Source organism: Pseudocitrobacter vendiensis, from assembly GCF_943590815.1.
Lineage (GTDB): Bacteria > Pseudomonadota > Gammaproteobacteria > Enterobacterales > Enterobacteriaceae > Pseudocitrobacter > Pseudocitrobacter vendiensis.
On record NZ_CALSBS010000018.1, the window covers coordinates 1 to 16,040 of the forward strand.

Here is a 16,040-nt window from a genome sequence, read left to right on the forward strand (position 1 = left end):
AAGAGCAGTGCCGCTTCGCTTTTTCTTAGCGGCGCGGGGTGTGCATATTAAGCCATCCCGCTACAGAGTCAAGTTTTTATTTCACTTTTCTCTGCTGAAGTTCTCTTAAGAACCTCGCTGACCCGGCGGCTTGCGTGCCGTTGTTCCGTGTCAGTGGAGGCGCATTATAGGGAGTTCTGAGACGTTGACAACCCCTGTTTAAAAAAAACTTTTCAATCGTCTCTTTTTTGAGCAAAACCGCCTTAAACTGGCAGTTTTTCAAGCGTTTCGAAGCCATAGCGCTGTAAAACGGGTAAAAGTCGTACAGTCTCCGCCGTCAACGCCATGCAAAATGCTTTATTTTCTTCTGTCGATTTCGCATCGGGTGCTTCATGTTCAAGCAGCCAGGCCGTTCGACGGGCGATCGCCGCGCCGGAATCGATCATCCGTGTACCTTCCGGTAGCACCTGCAGCAGTTCATCGCGTAGCAGCGGGAAATGTGTGCAACCAAGCACTACGGTATCTGGCGGCTCCTGCATCCTCAACCACGGGCGCAAAATACGACGCAGCTCATCCAGCGAAACAGGATCGCCATGCAGTTTCGCTTCTGCCAGCTCCACCAGTTCTGCCGAGCCCAGCATTTCGATTTTGCATTCATTAGCAAAACGGGCGATGAGCTCATGCGTGTAAGGACGCTTCACCGTGCCACGCGTTGCCAGCAAGCCGACAATACGGTTCGCCGATAAACGCGCCGCCGGCTTAATGGCCGGCACCACACCGACCACCGGGAAGCCAAACTTCTCGCGCAGGGCCGGTAATGAAACGGTGCTTGCGGTGTTGCAGGCAATAATCGCCAGGGAGAGTGGATAACGTTGCTGGACAGCGGTCACAATCTCAACCACGCGCTCAACAATAAACTCTTCGCTTTTTTCCCCATAAGGAAAGGCAACGTTATCGAAGGTGTAGATGTAGTGAAGGTCCGGCAGAAGTTGACGGACCTCATCATAGACCGACAGCCCACCGACACCGGAGTCAAACACCAGTACGGTAGGCCGTGGTTCAGAAGGTGTAGCTGCCAGACAAGGTGTATTCCCGTCCTGCAGTTTGGTAGCCATAAACTGTCTCGTAATCTTTATCGAACAGGTTGGCTATTTTACCACGAACTGTGAGCTGTGAGGTGACTGGATATGACGCAGAGATATCAACCGTGCTGTAGCTCGGTAAAACCTGCTGTTTCGGGTTGTATTGTGACGTGTTGTTATCGTAGCGACGACCGTAGTACTGCCACGACACATCCATGTCCACATCAAACATTGTCCAGTCGAGCTGGTATTTCGCCTGACGCTTAGAGCGGCGTGCCAGCACCTCATCATTCTCGTCGTTACGCGGGTCCATATATTGCAGCGTCACGCGGTGATTAAAGATCCCCGTATCAAAACTGCCGGTCCACTCCACGCCTTTAATGGTCGCCGAGTTGATATTGGCGTATTCGCCGTCATAGGTAACCGGGTCGGAATAGTAGGTAATCAGGTTAGAGATCTTGTAGTGATACGCCGACAAACGCCAGTCCAGCGGGCCCGTCAGACCTTCCAGGCCAGCTTCCCACTGTTTCGATTCTTCCGGTTTCAGATCAGGATTCGAACTGATACCAAAGCGTGTAGAACCAAACTGCTGACCTAACGATGGCGCCAGGAAGCCGGTACCGTACGATAACGTCACTTTATAGTTCTCAACGAACTGCCATCCTGCCGCCGTTTGCCATGTCCCGTGCCAGCCGAACTGCTCATCGTGATCTTCACGGCCAGAGGCTTCCAGCGTCACGTCGCCAAACTGCTGCTGCCCGGTAAGATAGAGCCCGGTGTTATCGCGCTTATAGGTATCGGATATCGCCGTATCCGACGAAGTCAAACGCTGCTGCTGCCAGTCTACCCCGGCGCTTACCGAGCCATGCCCGACGATCAGGTTGTTCCCCCACTGGAGGTTACGCTGGGTCATGCGGTCAAGCGTCGTGCCATCTTTATATCGACCATAAATGCTGCTGTAGTTATAGTCCTTCACCTTCTGATAGCTGGCGATAAGCTCAGAAGAGTAGATTCCGGAATGGAATCGCAATCCGGTATCCCATGTCTGATTATAAAGTTGCTCTTCATCGGCGCTATACGCCGGGGAGTACGGCGGGCTACCCAGATCGTAATCAACATTATTGGTATAGCTGCGGCCACGGAAGAAGCCATCGACGTTATCGTTGAACTTATGCTCCAGGCTACCCCAGAAAGTTTTATTGCGGAAGCCGTCGCGGTCGTTGTCGTGGCTCCAGGTCGAGCCCGGCTGCACATCAAACCCTTTAGTGGTTTCATAAGAACCCGCCACCGTCGCTACCGTGTCGCCAAAACGCTGACGCAACGTGCCATCGTATTGTTGATAGCCTTTAGAGCCCATGCTGGCGGAAATTTTCGATTGTTCCTCGTCAGAGTGGGTAATGATGTTGATAACCCCGCCCATCGCGCCGGAACCATAAATCGCCGAGCGCGGCCCACGGATATACTCCACGCGCTGAACTAATGAGAGAGGGATCTGATTCAGGTCCGGGTTATTAGAGATACCGGGGCGGGTCATCGGAATGCCATCGACCAGCACCAAAACCTGTTTCGTTTCAGTACCGCGAATAAAGAGTGAAGAACTCTGCCCCATCCCGCCATATTGCGCGATATCCACGCCCGGCAGGCGACGCATGACGTCATTAAGATTTTTGGCCTGCCAGCGGTCGATGTCATCTCGGGTAACGACATCCATCGGCGCGAGGACGGTATTGACCGGCTGCTGGAAACGACTGGCGGTTACGACGAGGGTATCTGAAGTGCTGTCCTGCGCCCAAACGGAAAAAGCCGAGACGGATAGCGCCGTCATCAGCGAAGTTTTTTTAATCATTGTTAAAGCATCCACAATAGAAAAAGGATGCCGCCGGTTTCATCGATAGCCCGCGATGATGAAAACCCAGTGCGACGTCACCCGGCAGGTCTTCGGGCTCGGGGGCGTTTAGCGGATGAAGACTTCCCACCTTTTCAGGCAGTGTCTGCAAAATGCGTTCATCCCACCACTCCTTACCGCTGCGCGTCAGCCCCAGATTTTCACTGGATTCCCTTTTAACTCACAGGACCGGAACCCGGATGCTACATTTAGTTACATATAGATGTCCAGACTGCCATCACGATTTAGGAAAACATCAATCGCTGGACATCCCCTGAACAGGCCCTACAATCCCCGCGTACTTTTATTATTCAGGATGCATCATGACCCCCGAACACCTTCCTACCGAGCAATACGAAGCGCAGCTGGCCGAGAAAGTGGTCCGTCTGCAAACGATGATGGCCCCTTTCAACGCGCCGGTTCCGGAGGTGTTTCGCTCGCCAGTCAGTCATTACCGCATGCGTGCGGAATTTCGTATCTGGCATGATGGGGACGACCTGTATCACATCATTTTCGATCAGCAGACCAAAAGCCGCATCCGCGTCGATTCCTTCCCGGCAGCCAGCGAGCTCATCAATACGCTGATGACCGCCATGCTGGACGGTGTGCGTAATAACCACACGCTGCGTCACAAGCTGTTCCAGATTGATTATCTCTCTACGCAAAGCAATCAGGCGATTGTCTCTCTGCTGTACCATAAGAAGCTCGACGATGCGTGGCGTGCGGAAGCGGAGGCGCTGCGGGATGCACTACGCGCGCAGAACCTCAATGTGCATATCATCGGCCGCGCGACGAAAACGAAAATCGCGCTGGATCAGGACTATATCGACGAGCGACTGCCGGTCGCCGGGAAAGAGATGATCTACCGCCAGGTGGAAAACAGCTTCACCCAGCCGAACGCGGCAATGAACGTGCAGATGCTGGAGTGGGCGCTCAACGCCACGGAAAACTCAACCGGTGATTTGCTGGAACTATACTGCGGGAACGGCAACTTCTCGCTGGCGCTGGCGCGCAACTTTGACCGCGTGCTGGCCACCGAAATCGCCAAGCCGTCCGTCGCCGCCGCGCAATACAACATTGCGGCTAACCACATTGATAATGTGCAGATTATTCGCATGTCGGCGGAAGAGTTTACCCAGGCGATGAACGGCGTGCGGGAATTCAACCGCTTGCAGGGAATTGATTTAAAAAGCTATCAGTGTGAAACGATTTTTGTCGATCCGCCGCGCAGCGGGCTGGATAGCGAAACCGAGAAAATGGTGCAGGCGTATCCACGTATTCTGTACATCTCCTGCAACCCGGAAACGCTGTGTCAGAATCTGGAAACATTAAGCCAGACGCATAATGTGGAGCGCCTGGCGCTGTTTGATCAGTTCCCGTATACGCACCATATGGAGTGTGGGGTACTGCTGACAAAGAAATAGACTCTTTGTCTTGCCGGATACGGCGTCACCGTCTTATCCGGCATACAGCATTGCGCTATTCAGAAATCTCGTGCTTGCGATTACGCATTTTCACGCCGATCCAGAACACCAGAATCACCGACAGCACCGCTGGCAGGAAGTTAGAGCCGATATCCGGATACTCCGCGCGCACCACAGTGCTGTATAACAGCACGCCCAAAATAAAGCAGGCCGCCGCCAGGCCAGGCAACCCCACCGGCATCGTGCGATTCTGATACCGCTGATGCAGACAGTACACCGTCAGCACCAGCGCAATAATCGGGAATACAGAGAACGGCACAATGGAGCTAAACAGCGCCGCAAAAGTTCCGTTAATTGATAAGCCAGCGATCAGCGCCAGCAACAGCGTTCCTTTATCTTGTCCTGACTGTTTCATTGCTCGTCTTTCACCTTATTCGGAATGATGTGTCGTTTTTTCCTGTTCGCGACGATACCAGTAATACGCCCCTTTCGAGATCATGCGTAATTGCAGCACCAGCCGCTCTTCCAGCTGGCGTCGCTGTTCCGGCGTGACGTCTAACGCTTCCGCGCCTGCACTAAAGACAATCGTCACCATCGCTTCCGCCTGCGCTTCGGTAAACGCGCGCGGCATATGGTTTTCGATTTCCAGATAGTCGGCAAGTTCCGCAATGAAGTGCTGAATTTCGCGCGCGACCGCAGCACGAAACGCCGCAGACGTGCCGGAGCGTTCGCGCAAAAGCAGGCGAAAAGCGTTAGGGTTATTGCCAATGAACTCCATAAATGTCGACACGGAGGTGCGGATCACGCTGCCGCCTTTAGCGATACGCTGACGCGCCTGACGCATCAACTGACGCAGCATCAGGCCGCTTTCGTCCACCATCGTCAACCCTAACTCATCGACATCACGAAAATGTCGGTAAAAGGAGGTTGGCGCAATGCCCGCTTCGCGAGCCACTTCACGCAGACTCAGGCTGGCAAAGCTTCGCTCAGCACTCAGTTGACTAAATGCTGCTTCCACCAGCGAACGCCTGGTTTTTTCTTTTTGTTGCGCTCTAACGCCCATCACGATGATTGAATCCTTCCAAATGCCTTGTTGGCACTATACCAGAGATTAAAACTAATCGACTTATACTCTTCATCCTTCACGTTTCTCCTGCGTTGGCTGCGCGCGTTCACCCCAGTCGCTTACTTCAGTAAGCTTCCGGGGATTCTCTCCCTTGCCGCCTTGATGAAACGCGAATGATTTTGAGTATACATAGCTTTGTGAATGCTTGTTTACGGGCGATTTATGCTCTTTTGCATGAAAAAAGCACAATGATAATTGGGTTATCCCGGTGAAGATGTTATGATTCTGTTGCTTTTATGTATAAGAACAGGTAAGCCTTACCATGCCAAATTCCTACGATTATGATGCAATAGTAATTGGTTCCGGCCCCGGCGGCGAAGGCGCTGCGATGGGTCTGGTGAAACAGGGAGCGCGTGTCGCCGTTATTGAGCGTTATCATAATGTCGGCGGCGGATGTACCCACTGGGGCACCATCCCCTCAAAAGCACTTCGTCATGCCGTTAGTCGTATTATTGAATTCAACCAGAACCCCCTTTACAGCGACCACACCCGACTTCTCCGTTCCTCTTTCGCCGATATTCTGAACCATGCTGACAGCGTGATTAATCAGCAGACTCGCATGCGTCAGGGCTTTTATGAGCGTAATCACTGCGAAATTTTGCAGGGCAACGCGCATTTCGTTGACGAACACACGCTGGCGCTGGAGTGCCCGGACGGCTCGGTCGAAACGCTGACGGCGGAAAAATTCGTCATCGCCTGCGGCTCGCGCCCCTACCGCCCTGCCGATGTCGATTTCAGCCACCCGCGCATTTACGACAGCGACTCCATCCTCAGCCTGCATCACGAACCGCGTCACGTCATTATCTACGGCGCTGGGGTGATTGGCTGTGAGTACGCCTCCATTTTCCGTGGAATGGACGTCAAAGTTGACTTAATCAACACCCGCGACCGTCTGCTGGCGTTCCTCGACCAGGAGATGTCGGACTCGCTCTCCTATCATTTCTGGAACAGCGGTGTGGTGATTCGCCACAACGAAGAGTACGAGAAAATTGAAGGCCTGGACGACGGCGTCATCATGCACCTGAAATCCGGCAAGAAACTGAAAGCCGACTGTCTGCTGTTCGCCAACGGGCGCACCGGGAATACCGATTCACTGGCGCTGGAGAACATCGGCCTGCAATGTGACAGCCGTGGTCAGTTAAAAGTGAACAGCATGTACCAGACCGCGCTGCCGCACATTTACGCAGTGGGCGACGTCATTGGCTATCCAAGCCTGGCCTCAGCCGCTTACGATCAGGGCCGCATTGCCGCGCACGCGATGGTAAAAGGCGAAGCGACGGCGCACCTGGTGGAAGACATTCCAACCGGGATCTACACCATTCCGGAAATCAGTTCTGTGGGTAAAACCGAACAGCAGCTGACGGCGATGAAAGTGCCGTATGAAGTCGGTCGGGCGCAGTTTAAACACCTGGCGCGCGCGCAGATTGTCGGCATGAATGTGGGAACGCTGAAAATTCTGTTCCACCGGGAGACAAAAGAGATTCTGGGGATTCACTGCTTTGGCGAACGCGCGGCGGAGATTATTCACATCGGCCAGGCAATCATGGAGCAAAAAGGCGGCGGTAACACTATCGAGTACTTTGTTAACACCACCTTTAACTACCCGACCATGGCCGAAGCCTATCGGGTAGCAGCGCTTAATGGCTTAAACCGCCTTTGGTAACGCTTTCTCGTCGAAGTGACCTTCCATCGCTCCACGGATAGCCTCTGCCAGTTGCTCATAGCGACTGCGCAGGGGTGATCCCGGACGATAAACAAGGCCCACGGTGCGGCGAGGTTCTGGCTTAATGCATGGCAGGTAGATCACGCCATCGCGGCGACGCTCCTTCGGCACAGCCAGCGCCGGTAACAGCGTAATGCCGCTGCCTGCCGCCACCATATTACGCAGCGTTTCGAGGCTGGTTGCCCGGAAATGCGTATCTTCATCAGCGCCCGCTTCAAAACAGAAGCCCAGCGCCTGGTCACGCAGACAGTGACCATCTTCCAGCATCAGCAGCTTCTCACCCGCCAGATCGGACATCGGCACACGATCGCGCTCGGCCCATGGGTGATCTTCATAGATCGCCAGCATCATGGGCTCATCAAACAGAGGCACTTCGATAAACGCCTCGCTCTCTTTCACCAGCGCCAGAATGGCGCAATCCAGCTTACCGCTATCGAGCTGTGCCAGCAGTTGATGCGTTTGCGCTTCATGCAGGTACATTTCGAGTTTTGGGAAAGTCTGGTGAAGCATTGGGATAATGTGCGGTAGCAGGTACGGGCCGACCGTCGGAATCAAACCGATATGCAGCGGACCAGACATGGTCTCTCCCTGCTGGCTTGCCATTTCCTTGAGCACTTTGACCTCACGCAGCACCGTGCGCGCCTGATCCACCAGCAGCAAACCTGCCTGGGTAAAAAGCACTTTACGGCTGGTGCGCTCCAGCAACATCACGCCCAGCTCATCTTCCAGCTTGCGGATTTGCCCACTCAGCGTTGGCTGACTGACGTGGCACGAGTCTGCCGCCCGACGGAAATGCCGGTGTTCGGCTAACGCGACCAGGTATTCAAGATCACGAATATTCATTATTCATCCTCCATTGCCACGATAGTTCGCGGCGATAGATAGAATAGCAATGAACGATTATCCCTATCAAGCTTTCTGTTCAATAATGCAACACAGAAACGGAACGGTACCTCCTTAACCCTTGAAGTCACCGTGATGTTTCGCAGAGTTTCTCTCAAACTCGAAATAACTAAAGCCAACGTGAACTTTTGCGGACCCTCAGGTCCGCTTTTTTTTTGTACGAATACCCCTCACCCTAGCCCTCTCCCGGAGGGAGAGGGAACCGATCGAGCGAAACGTTACACGGACTAGCCCCTCTCCCGGTGGGAGAGGGGTTGGGGTGAGGGATGAGGGGGAAAATCGTTAAATCAAACGCTGTTTCGCATCGCTAATCGCCTGCGCCACCTGCCTCGGTGACACACCGCCTTTCGCCGCACGTTTATCCAGGCACGATTGCAGCGACAGAATCGGATACACGTCATCACCAATAACACTGCTGAATTTTTGCAGATCGGCCAGCGCCAGCGCTTCCAGCGGTTTGCCTTGTTTGATAGCTTCAACCACCGCTTCGCCCACAATGTGGTGTGCTTCGCGGAACGGAACGCCTTTGGCGACCAGATAATCCGCCAGCTCGGTGGCGTTGGCGTAACCCTGCTGCGCTGCTTCCTGGCAACGCGGACGTTTCACCTGAATACCGTCCAGCACCAGCACCGCCATATGCAGACAATCCAGCCAGGTGTCGAGCGCGTCGAACAGACCCTCTTTGTCTTCCTGCATATCTTTGTTATATGCCAGCGGCAGACCTTTCAGCGTCATCATCATGCCGGTCAGCGCGCCCTGCACACGGCCACATTTACCGCGAATCAGCTCCAGCGCATCCGGGTTTTTCTTCTGCGGCATCAGGGAAGAACCTGAGGTCACGCGGTCAGACAACTCGACGAAATTCGCTTCACCGGAGTTAAAGAAGATCAAATCTTCAGCAAAGCGCGACAAGTGCACCATGCCGATAGACGCATTGGACAACAGTTCCAGCACGTGGTCGCGGTCAGAAACGCTGTCCAGGCTGTTGCGGGTGGCAGAAGCAAAACCCAGCCAGCCAGCCAGTTGTTCACGGTCAATTTCGTAGGCCGTCCCCGCCAGCGCACCGCTACCCAGCGGGCTAACGTCAAGGCGTTTTACCGCATCCTGCAGGCGGCTTTCATCACGCGCCAGCATCTCAACATAGGCCAGACACCAGTGCGCGAAGGTCACCGGCTGCGCACGCTGCAGGTGAGTGTAACCCGGCATCACCGCATCCTGATTCTGCTGCGCCGTTTCCACCAGCGCGCTCTGCAACTGACGATTCGCCGACAGCAGTTCCGCAACGGTATCTTTGCACCACAGTTTAAGGTCCGTCGCCACCTGGTCGTTACGGCTGCGCCCGGTATGCAGTTTTTTGCCCAACTGGCCAACTTTGTCGATCAGCTTGCCTTCCACCCAGCTATGAATGTCTTCGGCATCGCTTTGCAGAATTTGCTGCGGGTTTGCACGAACCTCTTCCAGCAGCACATTCAGTGCCTCTTCCAGCTGCAACTGCTCTTCAGCCGTCAGCACGCCGACCGTGACCAGCGCTTTAGACCAGGCGACAGAGCCAGTGATATCCTGTTCCGCCAGGCGATAGTCGAAGCGCAACGAGTCGTTGAACTGTTTGAACCGTTGATCCGCTGCCTGAGTAAAACGCCCGCCCCAAAGTGCCATAACTCGTTTCCTTAAAATTCGTTTAATGTTGCCTGAAAGCTACCCTCATGCACCTATCGATCCCCTCTCCCTGTAGGAGAGGGTTAGGGTGAGGGAAAATATTAAGCCAGAATCCGCGTGCCAATCGGCGTGCCGTTAAACAGCGCCGGCAATTGCTCCGCATGACGCCATGAAGCGATATCCACCGGGCGACCCAGCGTACGCGCGGCATCCAGCGCCGCATTCACTTTCACAATCATGCCATCGGTAATAATACCCTGCTCGATCAGTTGCTCTGCTTTTTCCGCCGTCATCTCGGCGATACGCTGGCCTTTACCGTCGAGAATGCCGCTAACGTCAGAAAGCAGAATAAGATCCGCGCCCAGCGTCGCCGCCAGCACCGTCGCCGCCTGATCCGCATTGACGTTCATCAGTTCGCCTTCGGCCGTCACGCCAATTGAGCTGACAACCGGCAGGAAGCCGCCGTCCAGCAGCAGGTTAATGAGTTTTGGCGAACCCGGCATCGCCAGGCCGACATGACCCAGTTCTTCATCGAGTTTCGTTACCTTGACGCTATCGCCGTCGCCCAGGAACAGGCCCACAGAGGCGATATCATGTTTCTTTGCCCATGACAGCAGCGTTTTGTTGGCCGTACCCGCCAGCACGCCGGTGATGATGTCTATCTGGTCAGCAGGCGTCACACGCAGGCCATTTTTCTTTTTCACCGGCAAATTAAGCTGTTTCATCAGCTCATCCACCACGCAGCCGCCGCCGTGCACAATCACCAACGGGCGCTGATGTGACTCACGATAATTCACCAGTGCGGTAAACAGACGCTCCAGCGCCTCTTCGCTATCCAGCAACACGCCACCTAATTTGATAATTAATGGATTCATCGTCATCACACCTTAAAGAAGAGACTGCGTTTCGGCGAAGCCGAAACGGATATTGGCACACTGAATGGCTTGCGCCGCTGCGCCTTTTAACAGGTTATCTTCCGCGGCCACCACAATCAGGTGCTGGTCCTGCACGGCAAAACCGATATCGCAAAACGGTAAACCGACCACGTTTTTCAGTGCCGGAACACCTTTGTCATAGAGACGCACCAGCGGTTTATGGGCATACGCCTGCTGGAAAGCCGCCGCCACCTGGTCTGCATTCACGCCCGGTTTCAGGCGGCAGGTGATGGTTTCGAGAATGCCGCGTTTAAAGTTACCCAGGTGTGGGGTAAAAATCACCTGCGCCCCCAGGTGGGTTGAAATTTCCGGGTGATGGCGATGGTTAAACACGCCATACGGTTGCAGGCTCACTTCGCAGAAGCTGTTAGAGAGCGCCGCTTTGCGCCCGGCACCGCTCACGCCGCTGGTAGCGTCGATCACCGGCCACTGGGTGAGATCCAGCAGATCGGCATCAATCAGCGGTTTAAGCGAGAGCTGCGCCGCCGTCGGGTAGCAACCCGGCACGGCAATCAGGTTGGTCTCTTTCAGCGCGTCGCCGCACCACTCGGCGAGGCCATATACCGCCTGCTCAAGTAATTCAGGATGCTGATGGGTGAAGCCGTAATATTTTTCGTAGAAGGGCGCGTTATTGACGCGAAACGCCCCGGAAAGGTCAAATACCACGCAACCGGCGGCCAGAAACTGCGGCGCCAGGTCGTGGCTGACTTCGTGCGCAGTGGCGAGGAAAACCACATCCACACCGGCGCTGAATTCACTGATATCCGACATCGGCTGCAACGGCAAATCCACAATGCCCTTCAGCTGCGGATGCAGGTCAGAGATTAACTTTCCTGCATCATTGCTTTGCGCTGAGACCGTCAAAGCGGTTATGTTCATATGCGGATGGCGATTTACATAGGTCACAAGCTCTGCGCCAGCATAGCCACTGGCACCTACAATCAGCGTATTCAACATCGGGGCTGTTCACCTTCTTACGTCATATGCCTGGGAAGAATGCTTATCTTCCTCACCCTGTTGAGCGACTTTTGCCTTTCACCCTACGGTTTAAGGGTTTTCTTACGCTCAACGATATTGTATTTTTATTCACAAATATTGCATGAATATTGATACTATCACGACCTGAGGTGTGTCAACAATGAAAAACAATTTACCGCCATTTATCGAGATTTACCGAGCATTGATCGCCACACCTTCCATCAGCGCAACCGAAGAAGCGCTTGATCAAAGTAATGCGTCTTTAATCACTCTGCTCGGCGATTGGTTTGCTTCGTTAGGCTTTAACGTTGAGATCCAGCCGGTTCCCGGCACGCGCAATAAATTCAATATGCTGGCCAGCACAGGAAACGGTGCAGGTGGCCTGTTGCTTGCTGGTCACACCGATACCGTCCCGTTTGACGATGGCCGCTGGACGCGCGATCCCTTTACCCTGACAGAGCATGAAAACAAGCTTTACGGTCTGGGTACCGCCGACATGAAAGGCTTCTTCGCCTTTATTCTCGATGCCCTGCGCGACGTGGACGTCACGACGCTGAAAAAGCCGCTCTACATTCTGGCGACTGCCGATGAAGAGACCAGCATGGCAGGCGCACGCTACTTCGCGGAAACCACCGCCCTGCGTCCGGACTGCGCCATCATCGGAGAGCCAACGTCATTGCAGCCTGTACGCGCGCACAAAGGCCACATCTCCAGCGCCATTCGCGTGATGGGGCAATCGGGCCACTCCAGCGACCCGGCGCGCGGCGTCAACGCGATTGAAATTATGCACGACGCGATTGGTCGCGTGATGCAACTGCGCGACGAACTGAAAGCGCGCTATCACTATGAGGCGTTCACCGTACCTTACCCGACCCTCAACCTCGGCGCCATTCACGGTGGCGATGCCTCAAACCGCATTTGCGCCTGCTGCGAGCTGCATATGGATATTCGCCCACTGCCGGGGATGACACTCAACGATCTAAACGGTTTACTGGATGACGCGCTGGAACCGGTGAGTGCCCAGTGGCCTGGCCGGTTGACCGTCTCTGAACTGCACCCACCGATTCCGGGTTACGAATGCCCGCCGGACCACCAGTTGGTTCAGGTGGTGGAAAAACTGCTCGGTGCGCAAACCGAGGTGGTGAACTACTGCACCGAAGCGCCGTTCATTCAGACCCTGTGCCCAACGCTGGTACTCGGACCGGGCTCTATCAACCAGGCTCACCAACCGGATGAATATCTGGAAACGCGGTTTATTAAGCCGACGCGTGAATTGATTACCCAGGTTGTGCATCACTTCTGCTGGCATTGATATGTCCCCCTCACCCTAACCCTCTCCCTCAAGGGAGAGGGGACTGTCCGTGCGGTCTGCTTTTCTCCCTCTCCCTGTGGGAGAGGGCCGGGGTGAGGGCATCCGCGCGCACATTTCCATAAGCATTACTTATCTGACACGATGCGAATTAAATTTCGTAAATTGCCGCTATTTACTCGATTGCTGAAGCGATTTCGCAGCAATTGACGTGGGGGTTTTTACGTGGCTTTATAAAGGAGGTTGCTTATCCTGGCTTTGCGTTCCGAAGCCTGGGGTATAACAAAATAAAATGAGATGGGGTGTCTGGGTTAACATGAACGAACAATATTCCGCGTTGCGTAGTAATGTCAGTATGCTCGGTAAAGTGCTAGGCGATACCATCAAGGATGCGCTTGGTGAGAACATTCTTGACCGTGTAGAAACTATCCGTAAGTTGTCGAAATCCTCCCGCGCTGGCAATGAAGCCAACCGTCAGGAACTGCTGACAACGCTGCAAAACCTCTCCAATGATGAACTGCTGCCGGTGGCGCGTGCCTTCAGCCAGTTTCTGAACCTGGCGAATACCGCCGAGCAGTATCACAGCATCTCGCCAAAAGGCGAAGCCGCGAGCAACCCGGAAGTGATTGCGCGTACGCTGCGTAAACTCAAAGACCAACCCAATCTCACCGAAGCCACTATTAAACAAGCCGTCGAATCGCTGTCGCTGGAGCTGGTTCTGACCGCGCACCCGACCGAAATCACGCGCCGCACGCTCATCCACAAAATGGGCGAAATTAACGGCTGCCTGAAGCAGTTGGATAACAAAGACATCGCCGATTATGAACGCCACCAGCTGATGCGCCGCCTGCGCCAGTTGATTGCGCAGTCGTGGCATACGGATGAAATTCGTAAGCACCGTCCAAGCCCGGTGGATGAAGCCAAATGGGGCTTCGCCGTGGTGGAAAATAGCCTGTGGGAAGGCGTGCCCAATTATCTCCGCGAGCTTAACGAACAGCTTGAAGAGAACCTGAACTACCGCCTGCCGGTCGATTTCGTCCCCGTTCGCTTTACCTCCTGGATGGGCGGCGACCGTGACGGCAACCCGAACGTTACCGCTGAAATCACGCGTCACGTCCTGCTACTAAGCCGCTGGAAAGCGACCGATCTGTTCCTGAAAGATATTCAGTTGCTGATCTCCGAACTGTCGATGGTGGAATGCACCGACGAACTGCGCGCCCTGGTGGGCGAAGAAGGCGCACAGGAACCGTACCGTTATCTGCTGAAAAACATTCGCAGCCAGTTAATGGCGACCCAGTCCTGGCTGGAAGCGCGCCTGAAAGGCCAACGTCTGCCGAAGCCGGCGGGTTTAATCAGCCAGAACGAACAGCTGTGGGACCCGCTTTACGCCTGCTATAAATCATTGCAGGCCTGCGGAATGGGCATTATCGCCAACGGCGAACTGCTCGACACCCTGCGCCGCGTGAAGTGCTTTGGCGTGCCGCTGGTGCGTATTGATGTTCGCCAGGAGAGCACTCGCCACACTGAAGCGCTCGGCGAACTGACCCGCTACCTGGGCATCGGCGACTACGAAAGTTGGTCCGAAGCCGACAAACAGGCGTTCCTGATCCGTGAACTGAATTCCAAGCGCCCGCTGCTGCCGCGTAGCTGGGAGCCAAGCAACGAAACGCGCGAAGTCCTCAATACCTGTAAAGCGATTGTCGATGCGCCCGTTGGCTCCGTTGCCGCCTATGTCATTTCGATGGCGAAGACACCTTCTGACGTGCTGGCTGTACACCTTCTGCTGAAAGAAGCCGGCATTACGTTTGCCCTGCCGGTTGCGCCGCTGTTCGAAACGCTTGATGACCTGAACAACTCGAACGATGTCATGACGCAGTTACTGAATATCGACTGGTATCGCGGCTTTATTCAGGGCAAACAGATGGTGATGATTGGCTATTCCGACTCCGCGAAAGATGCGGGCGTGATGGCCGCCTCCTGGGCGCAGTACCAGGCACAGGACGCGCTGATCAAAACCTGCGAAAAAGCCGGTATCGAACTGACTCTGTTCCACGGTCGCGGCGGCTCCATTGGCCGTGGCGGCGCGCCAGCCCATGCGGCACTGCTCTCACAACCGCCGGGAAGCCTGAAAGGCGGCCTGCGTGTGACCGAACAGGGCGAGATGATCCGCTTCAAATACGGCCTGCCGGAAGTCACCGTCAGCAGCCTATCGCTGTATACCAGCGCGATTCTGGAAGCGAACCTGTTACCGCCGCCGGAACCGAAAGACGAGTGGCGCGGCATCATGGACGAGCTGTCCGATATCTCCTGCGAGATGTATCGTGGCTATGTGCGTGAAAACAAAGATTTCGTGCCTTACTTCCGTTCCGCGACGCCGGAACAGGAGCTGGGCAAACTGCCGCTCGGTTCGCGTCCGGCAAAACGTCGCCCAACCGGCGGCGTGGAATCCCTGCGCGCCATTCCGTGGATCTTCGCCTGGACGCAGAACCGCCTGATGCTTCCCGCCTGGCTGGGCGCGGGCGCGGCGCTGCAAAAAGTGGTGGAAGATGGCAAACAGAGCCAGCTTGAAGCCATGTGTCGCGACTGGCCGTTCTTCTCCACGCGTCTGGGAATGCTGGAAATGGTGTTCGCAAAAGCGGACCTGTGGCTCGCGGAATATTACGATCAGCGTCTGGTGAAAAAAGAGCTGTGGGGCCTGGGTGAAGAGCTACGCAATCTGCTGGAAGCGGACATCAAAGTGGTGCTGGCAATTGCCAACGACGCGCATCTGATGGCCGACCTGCCATGGATTGCCGAGTCTATTCAGTTGCGTAACATCTATACCGACCCGCTGAACGTGCTTCAGGCTGAACTGCTGCATCGCTCTCGTCTGTCGGAAGAAGAAGGCAAAGAGCCGGATCCTAACGTGGAGCAGGCGCTGATGGTCACCATCGCAGGCGTTGCGGCAGGCATGCGTAACACCGGCTAATCAATCTAAGTTAAGTCTCAATGAAATAAGTGCGCTGGCTCACGCCGAAATAAGCGCACTTATTTTTTTTGA

General features: G+C 54.8%; 12 protein-coding genes and 1 riboswitch. Of the genes, 4 read left to right on the top strand and 8 right to left on the bottom strand.

Features of this window, described 5'->3' with window-relative positions; genetic code table 11:
* Positions 1-242: 242 nt before the first annotated feature.
* Positions 243-1,094, bottom strand: coding sequence for a glutamate racemase (murI, locus tag NMC31_RS17345; protein WP_015966472.1), 852 nt, complete (start codon positions 1,092-1,094; stop codon positions 243-245).
* Positions 1,039-2,907, bottom strand: a complete 1,869-nt coding sequence (gene btuB, locus NMC31_RS17350; protein WP_253898625.1) for a TonB-dependent vitamin B12 receptor BtuB — start codon at positions 2,905-2,907, stop codon at positions 1,039-1,041. The genes murI and btuB overlap by 56 nt, the downstream gene beginning before the upstream one ends.
* 66 nt (positions 2,908-2,973) lie before the next feature.
* Positions 2,974-3,155, bottom strand: a riboswitch (cobalamin riboswitch).
* 114 nt (positions 3,156-3,269) lie between these two features.
* On the opposite strand from btuB, the gene trmA reads away from it, so the two are divergent.
* Complete coding sequence (gene trmA, locus NMC31_RS17355) at positions 3,270-4,370, top strand: tRNA (uridine(54)-C5)-methyltransferase TrmA (protein WP_149464196.1); 1,101 nt, start codon at positions 3,270-3,272, stop codon at positions 4,368-4,370.
* Positions 4,371-4,425: 55 nt separating this feature from the next.
* On the opposite strand, the gene NMC31_RS17360 is transcribed toward trmA, so the two are convergent.
* Positions 4,426-4,785: a YijD family membrane protein gene (locus NMC31_RS17360; protein ID WP_015966475.1), complete on the bottom strand. Its 360-nt coding sequence runs from the start codon at positions 4,783-4,785 to the stop codon at positions 4,426-4,428.
* Positions 4,786-4,800: 15 nt separating this feature from the next.
* A complete protein-coding gene (fabR, locus tag NMC31_RS17365; RefSeq protein ID WP_015966476.1) occupies positions 4,801-5,436 on the bottom strand; it encodes an HTH-type transcriptional repressor FabR in 636 nt (211 codons plus the stop codon).
* Between the two features lie 322 nt (positions 5,437-5,758).
* Between fabR and sthA the strand changes: the two genes are divergently transcribed.
* The gene (sthA, locus tag NMC31_RS17370) at positions 5,759-7,159 is read left to right on the top strand and encodes a Si-specific NAD(P)(+) transhydrogenase (protein ID WP_149464197.1); all 1,401 of its coding nucleotides are present in this window, start codon (positions 5,759-5,761) and stop codon (positions 7,157-7,159) included.
* Here the strand turns inward: sthA and oxyR are convergent.
* The 4 genes from oxyR to argC form a co-directional block, all read right to left on the bottom strand.
* Positions 7,142-8,062: a DNA-binding transcriptional regulator OxyR gene (gene oxyR, locus NMC31_RS17375; RefSeq protein ID WP_253898626.1), complete on the bottom strand. Its 921-nt coding sequence runs from the start codon at positions 8,060-8,062 to the stop codon at positions 7,142-7,144. The two genes, sthA and oxyR, sit on opposite strands and share 18 nt — an antisense overlap.
* A 342-nt stretch (positions 8,063-8,404) precedes the next feature.
* Entirely contained in the window at positions 8,405-9,778 is a 1,374-nt protein-coding gene (argH, locus tag NMC31_RS17380; RefSeq protein ID WP_253898627.1) for an argininosuccinate lyase, read from the bottom strand.
* A gap of 101 nt (positions 9,779-9,879) precedes the next feature.
* On the bottom strand, positions 9,880-10,653 hold the full coding sequence (argB, locus tag NMC31_RS17385) for an acetylglutamate kinase (protein WP_253898628.1): 774 nt from the start codon (positions 10,651-10,653) through the stop codon (positions 9,880-9,882).
* A gap of 12 nt (positions 10,654-10,665) precedes the next feature.
* A complete protein-coding gene (argC, locus tag NMC31_RS17390) occupies positions 10,666-11,670 on the bottom strand; it encodes an N-acetyl-gamma-glutamyl-phosphate reductase (protein WP_253898629.1) in 1,005 nt (334 codons plus the stop codon).
* A 181-nt stretch (positions 11,671-11,851) separates the two neighbouring features.
* Here argC and argE point away from each other — a divergent pair, with 181 nt between their 5' ends.
* Positions 11,852-13,003 (top strand): acetylornithine deacetylase, encoded by a 1,152-nt coding sequence (argE, locus tag NMC31_RS17395; RefSeq protein WP_253898630.1) that lies wholly within the window; start codon positions 11,852-11,854, stop codon positions 13,001-13,003.
* A gap of 313 nt (positions 13,004-13,316) precedes the next feature.
* Positions 13,317-15,968, top strand: coding sequence for a phosphoenolpyruvate carboxylase (gene ppc / locus NMC31_RS17400; protein ID WP_253898631.1), 2,652 nt, complete (start codon positions 13,317-13,319; stop codon positions 15,966-15,968).
* Positions 15,969-16,040: the final 72 nt, after the last annotated feature.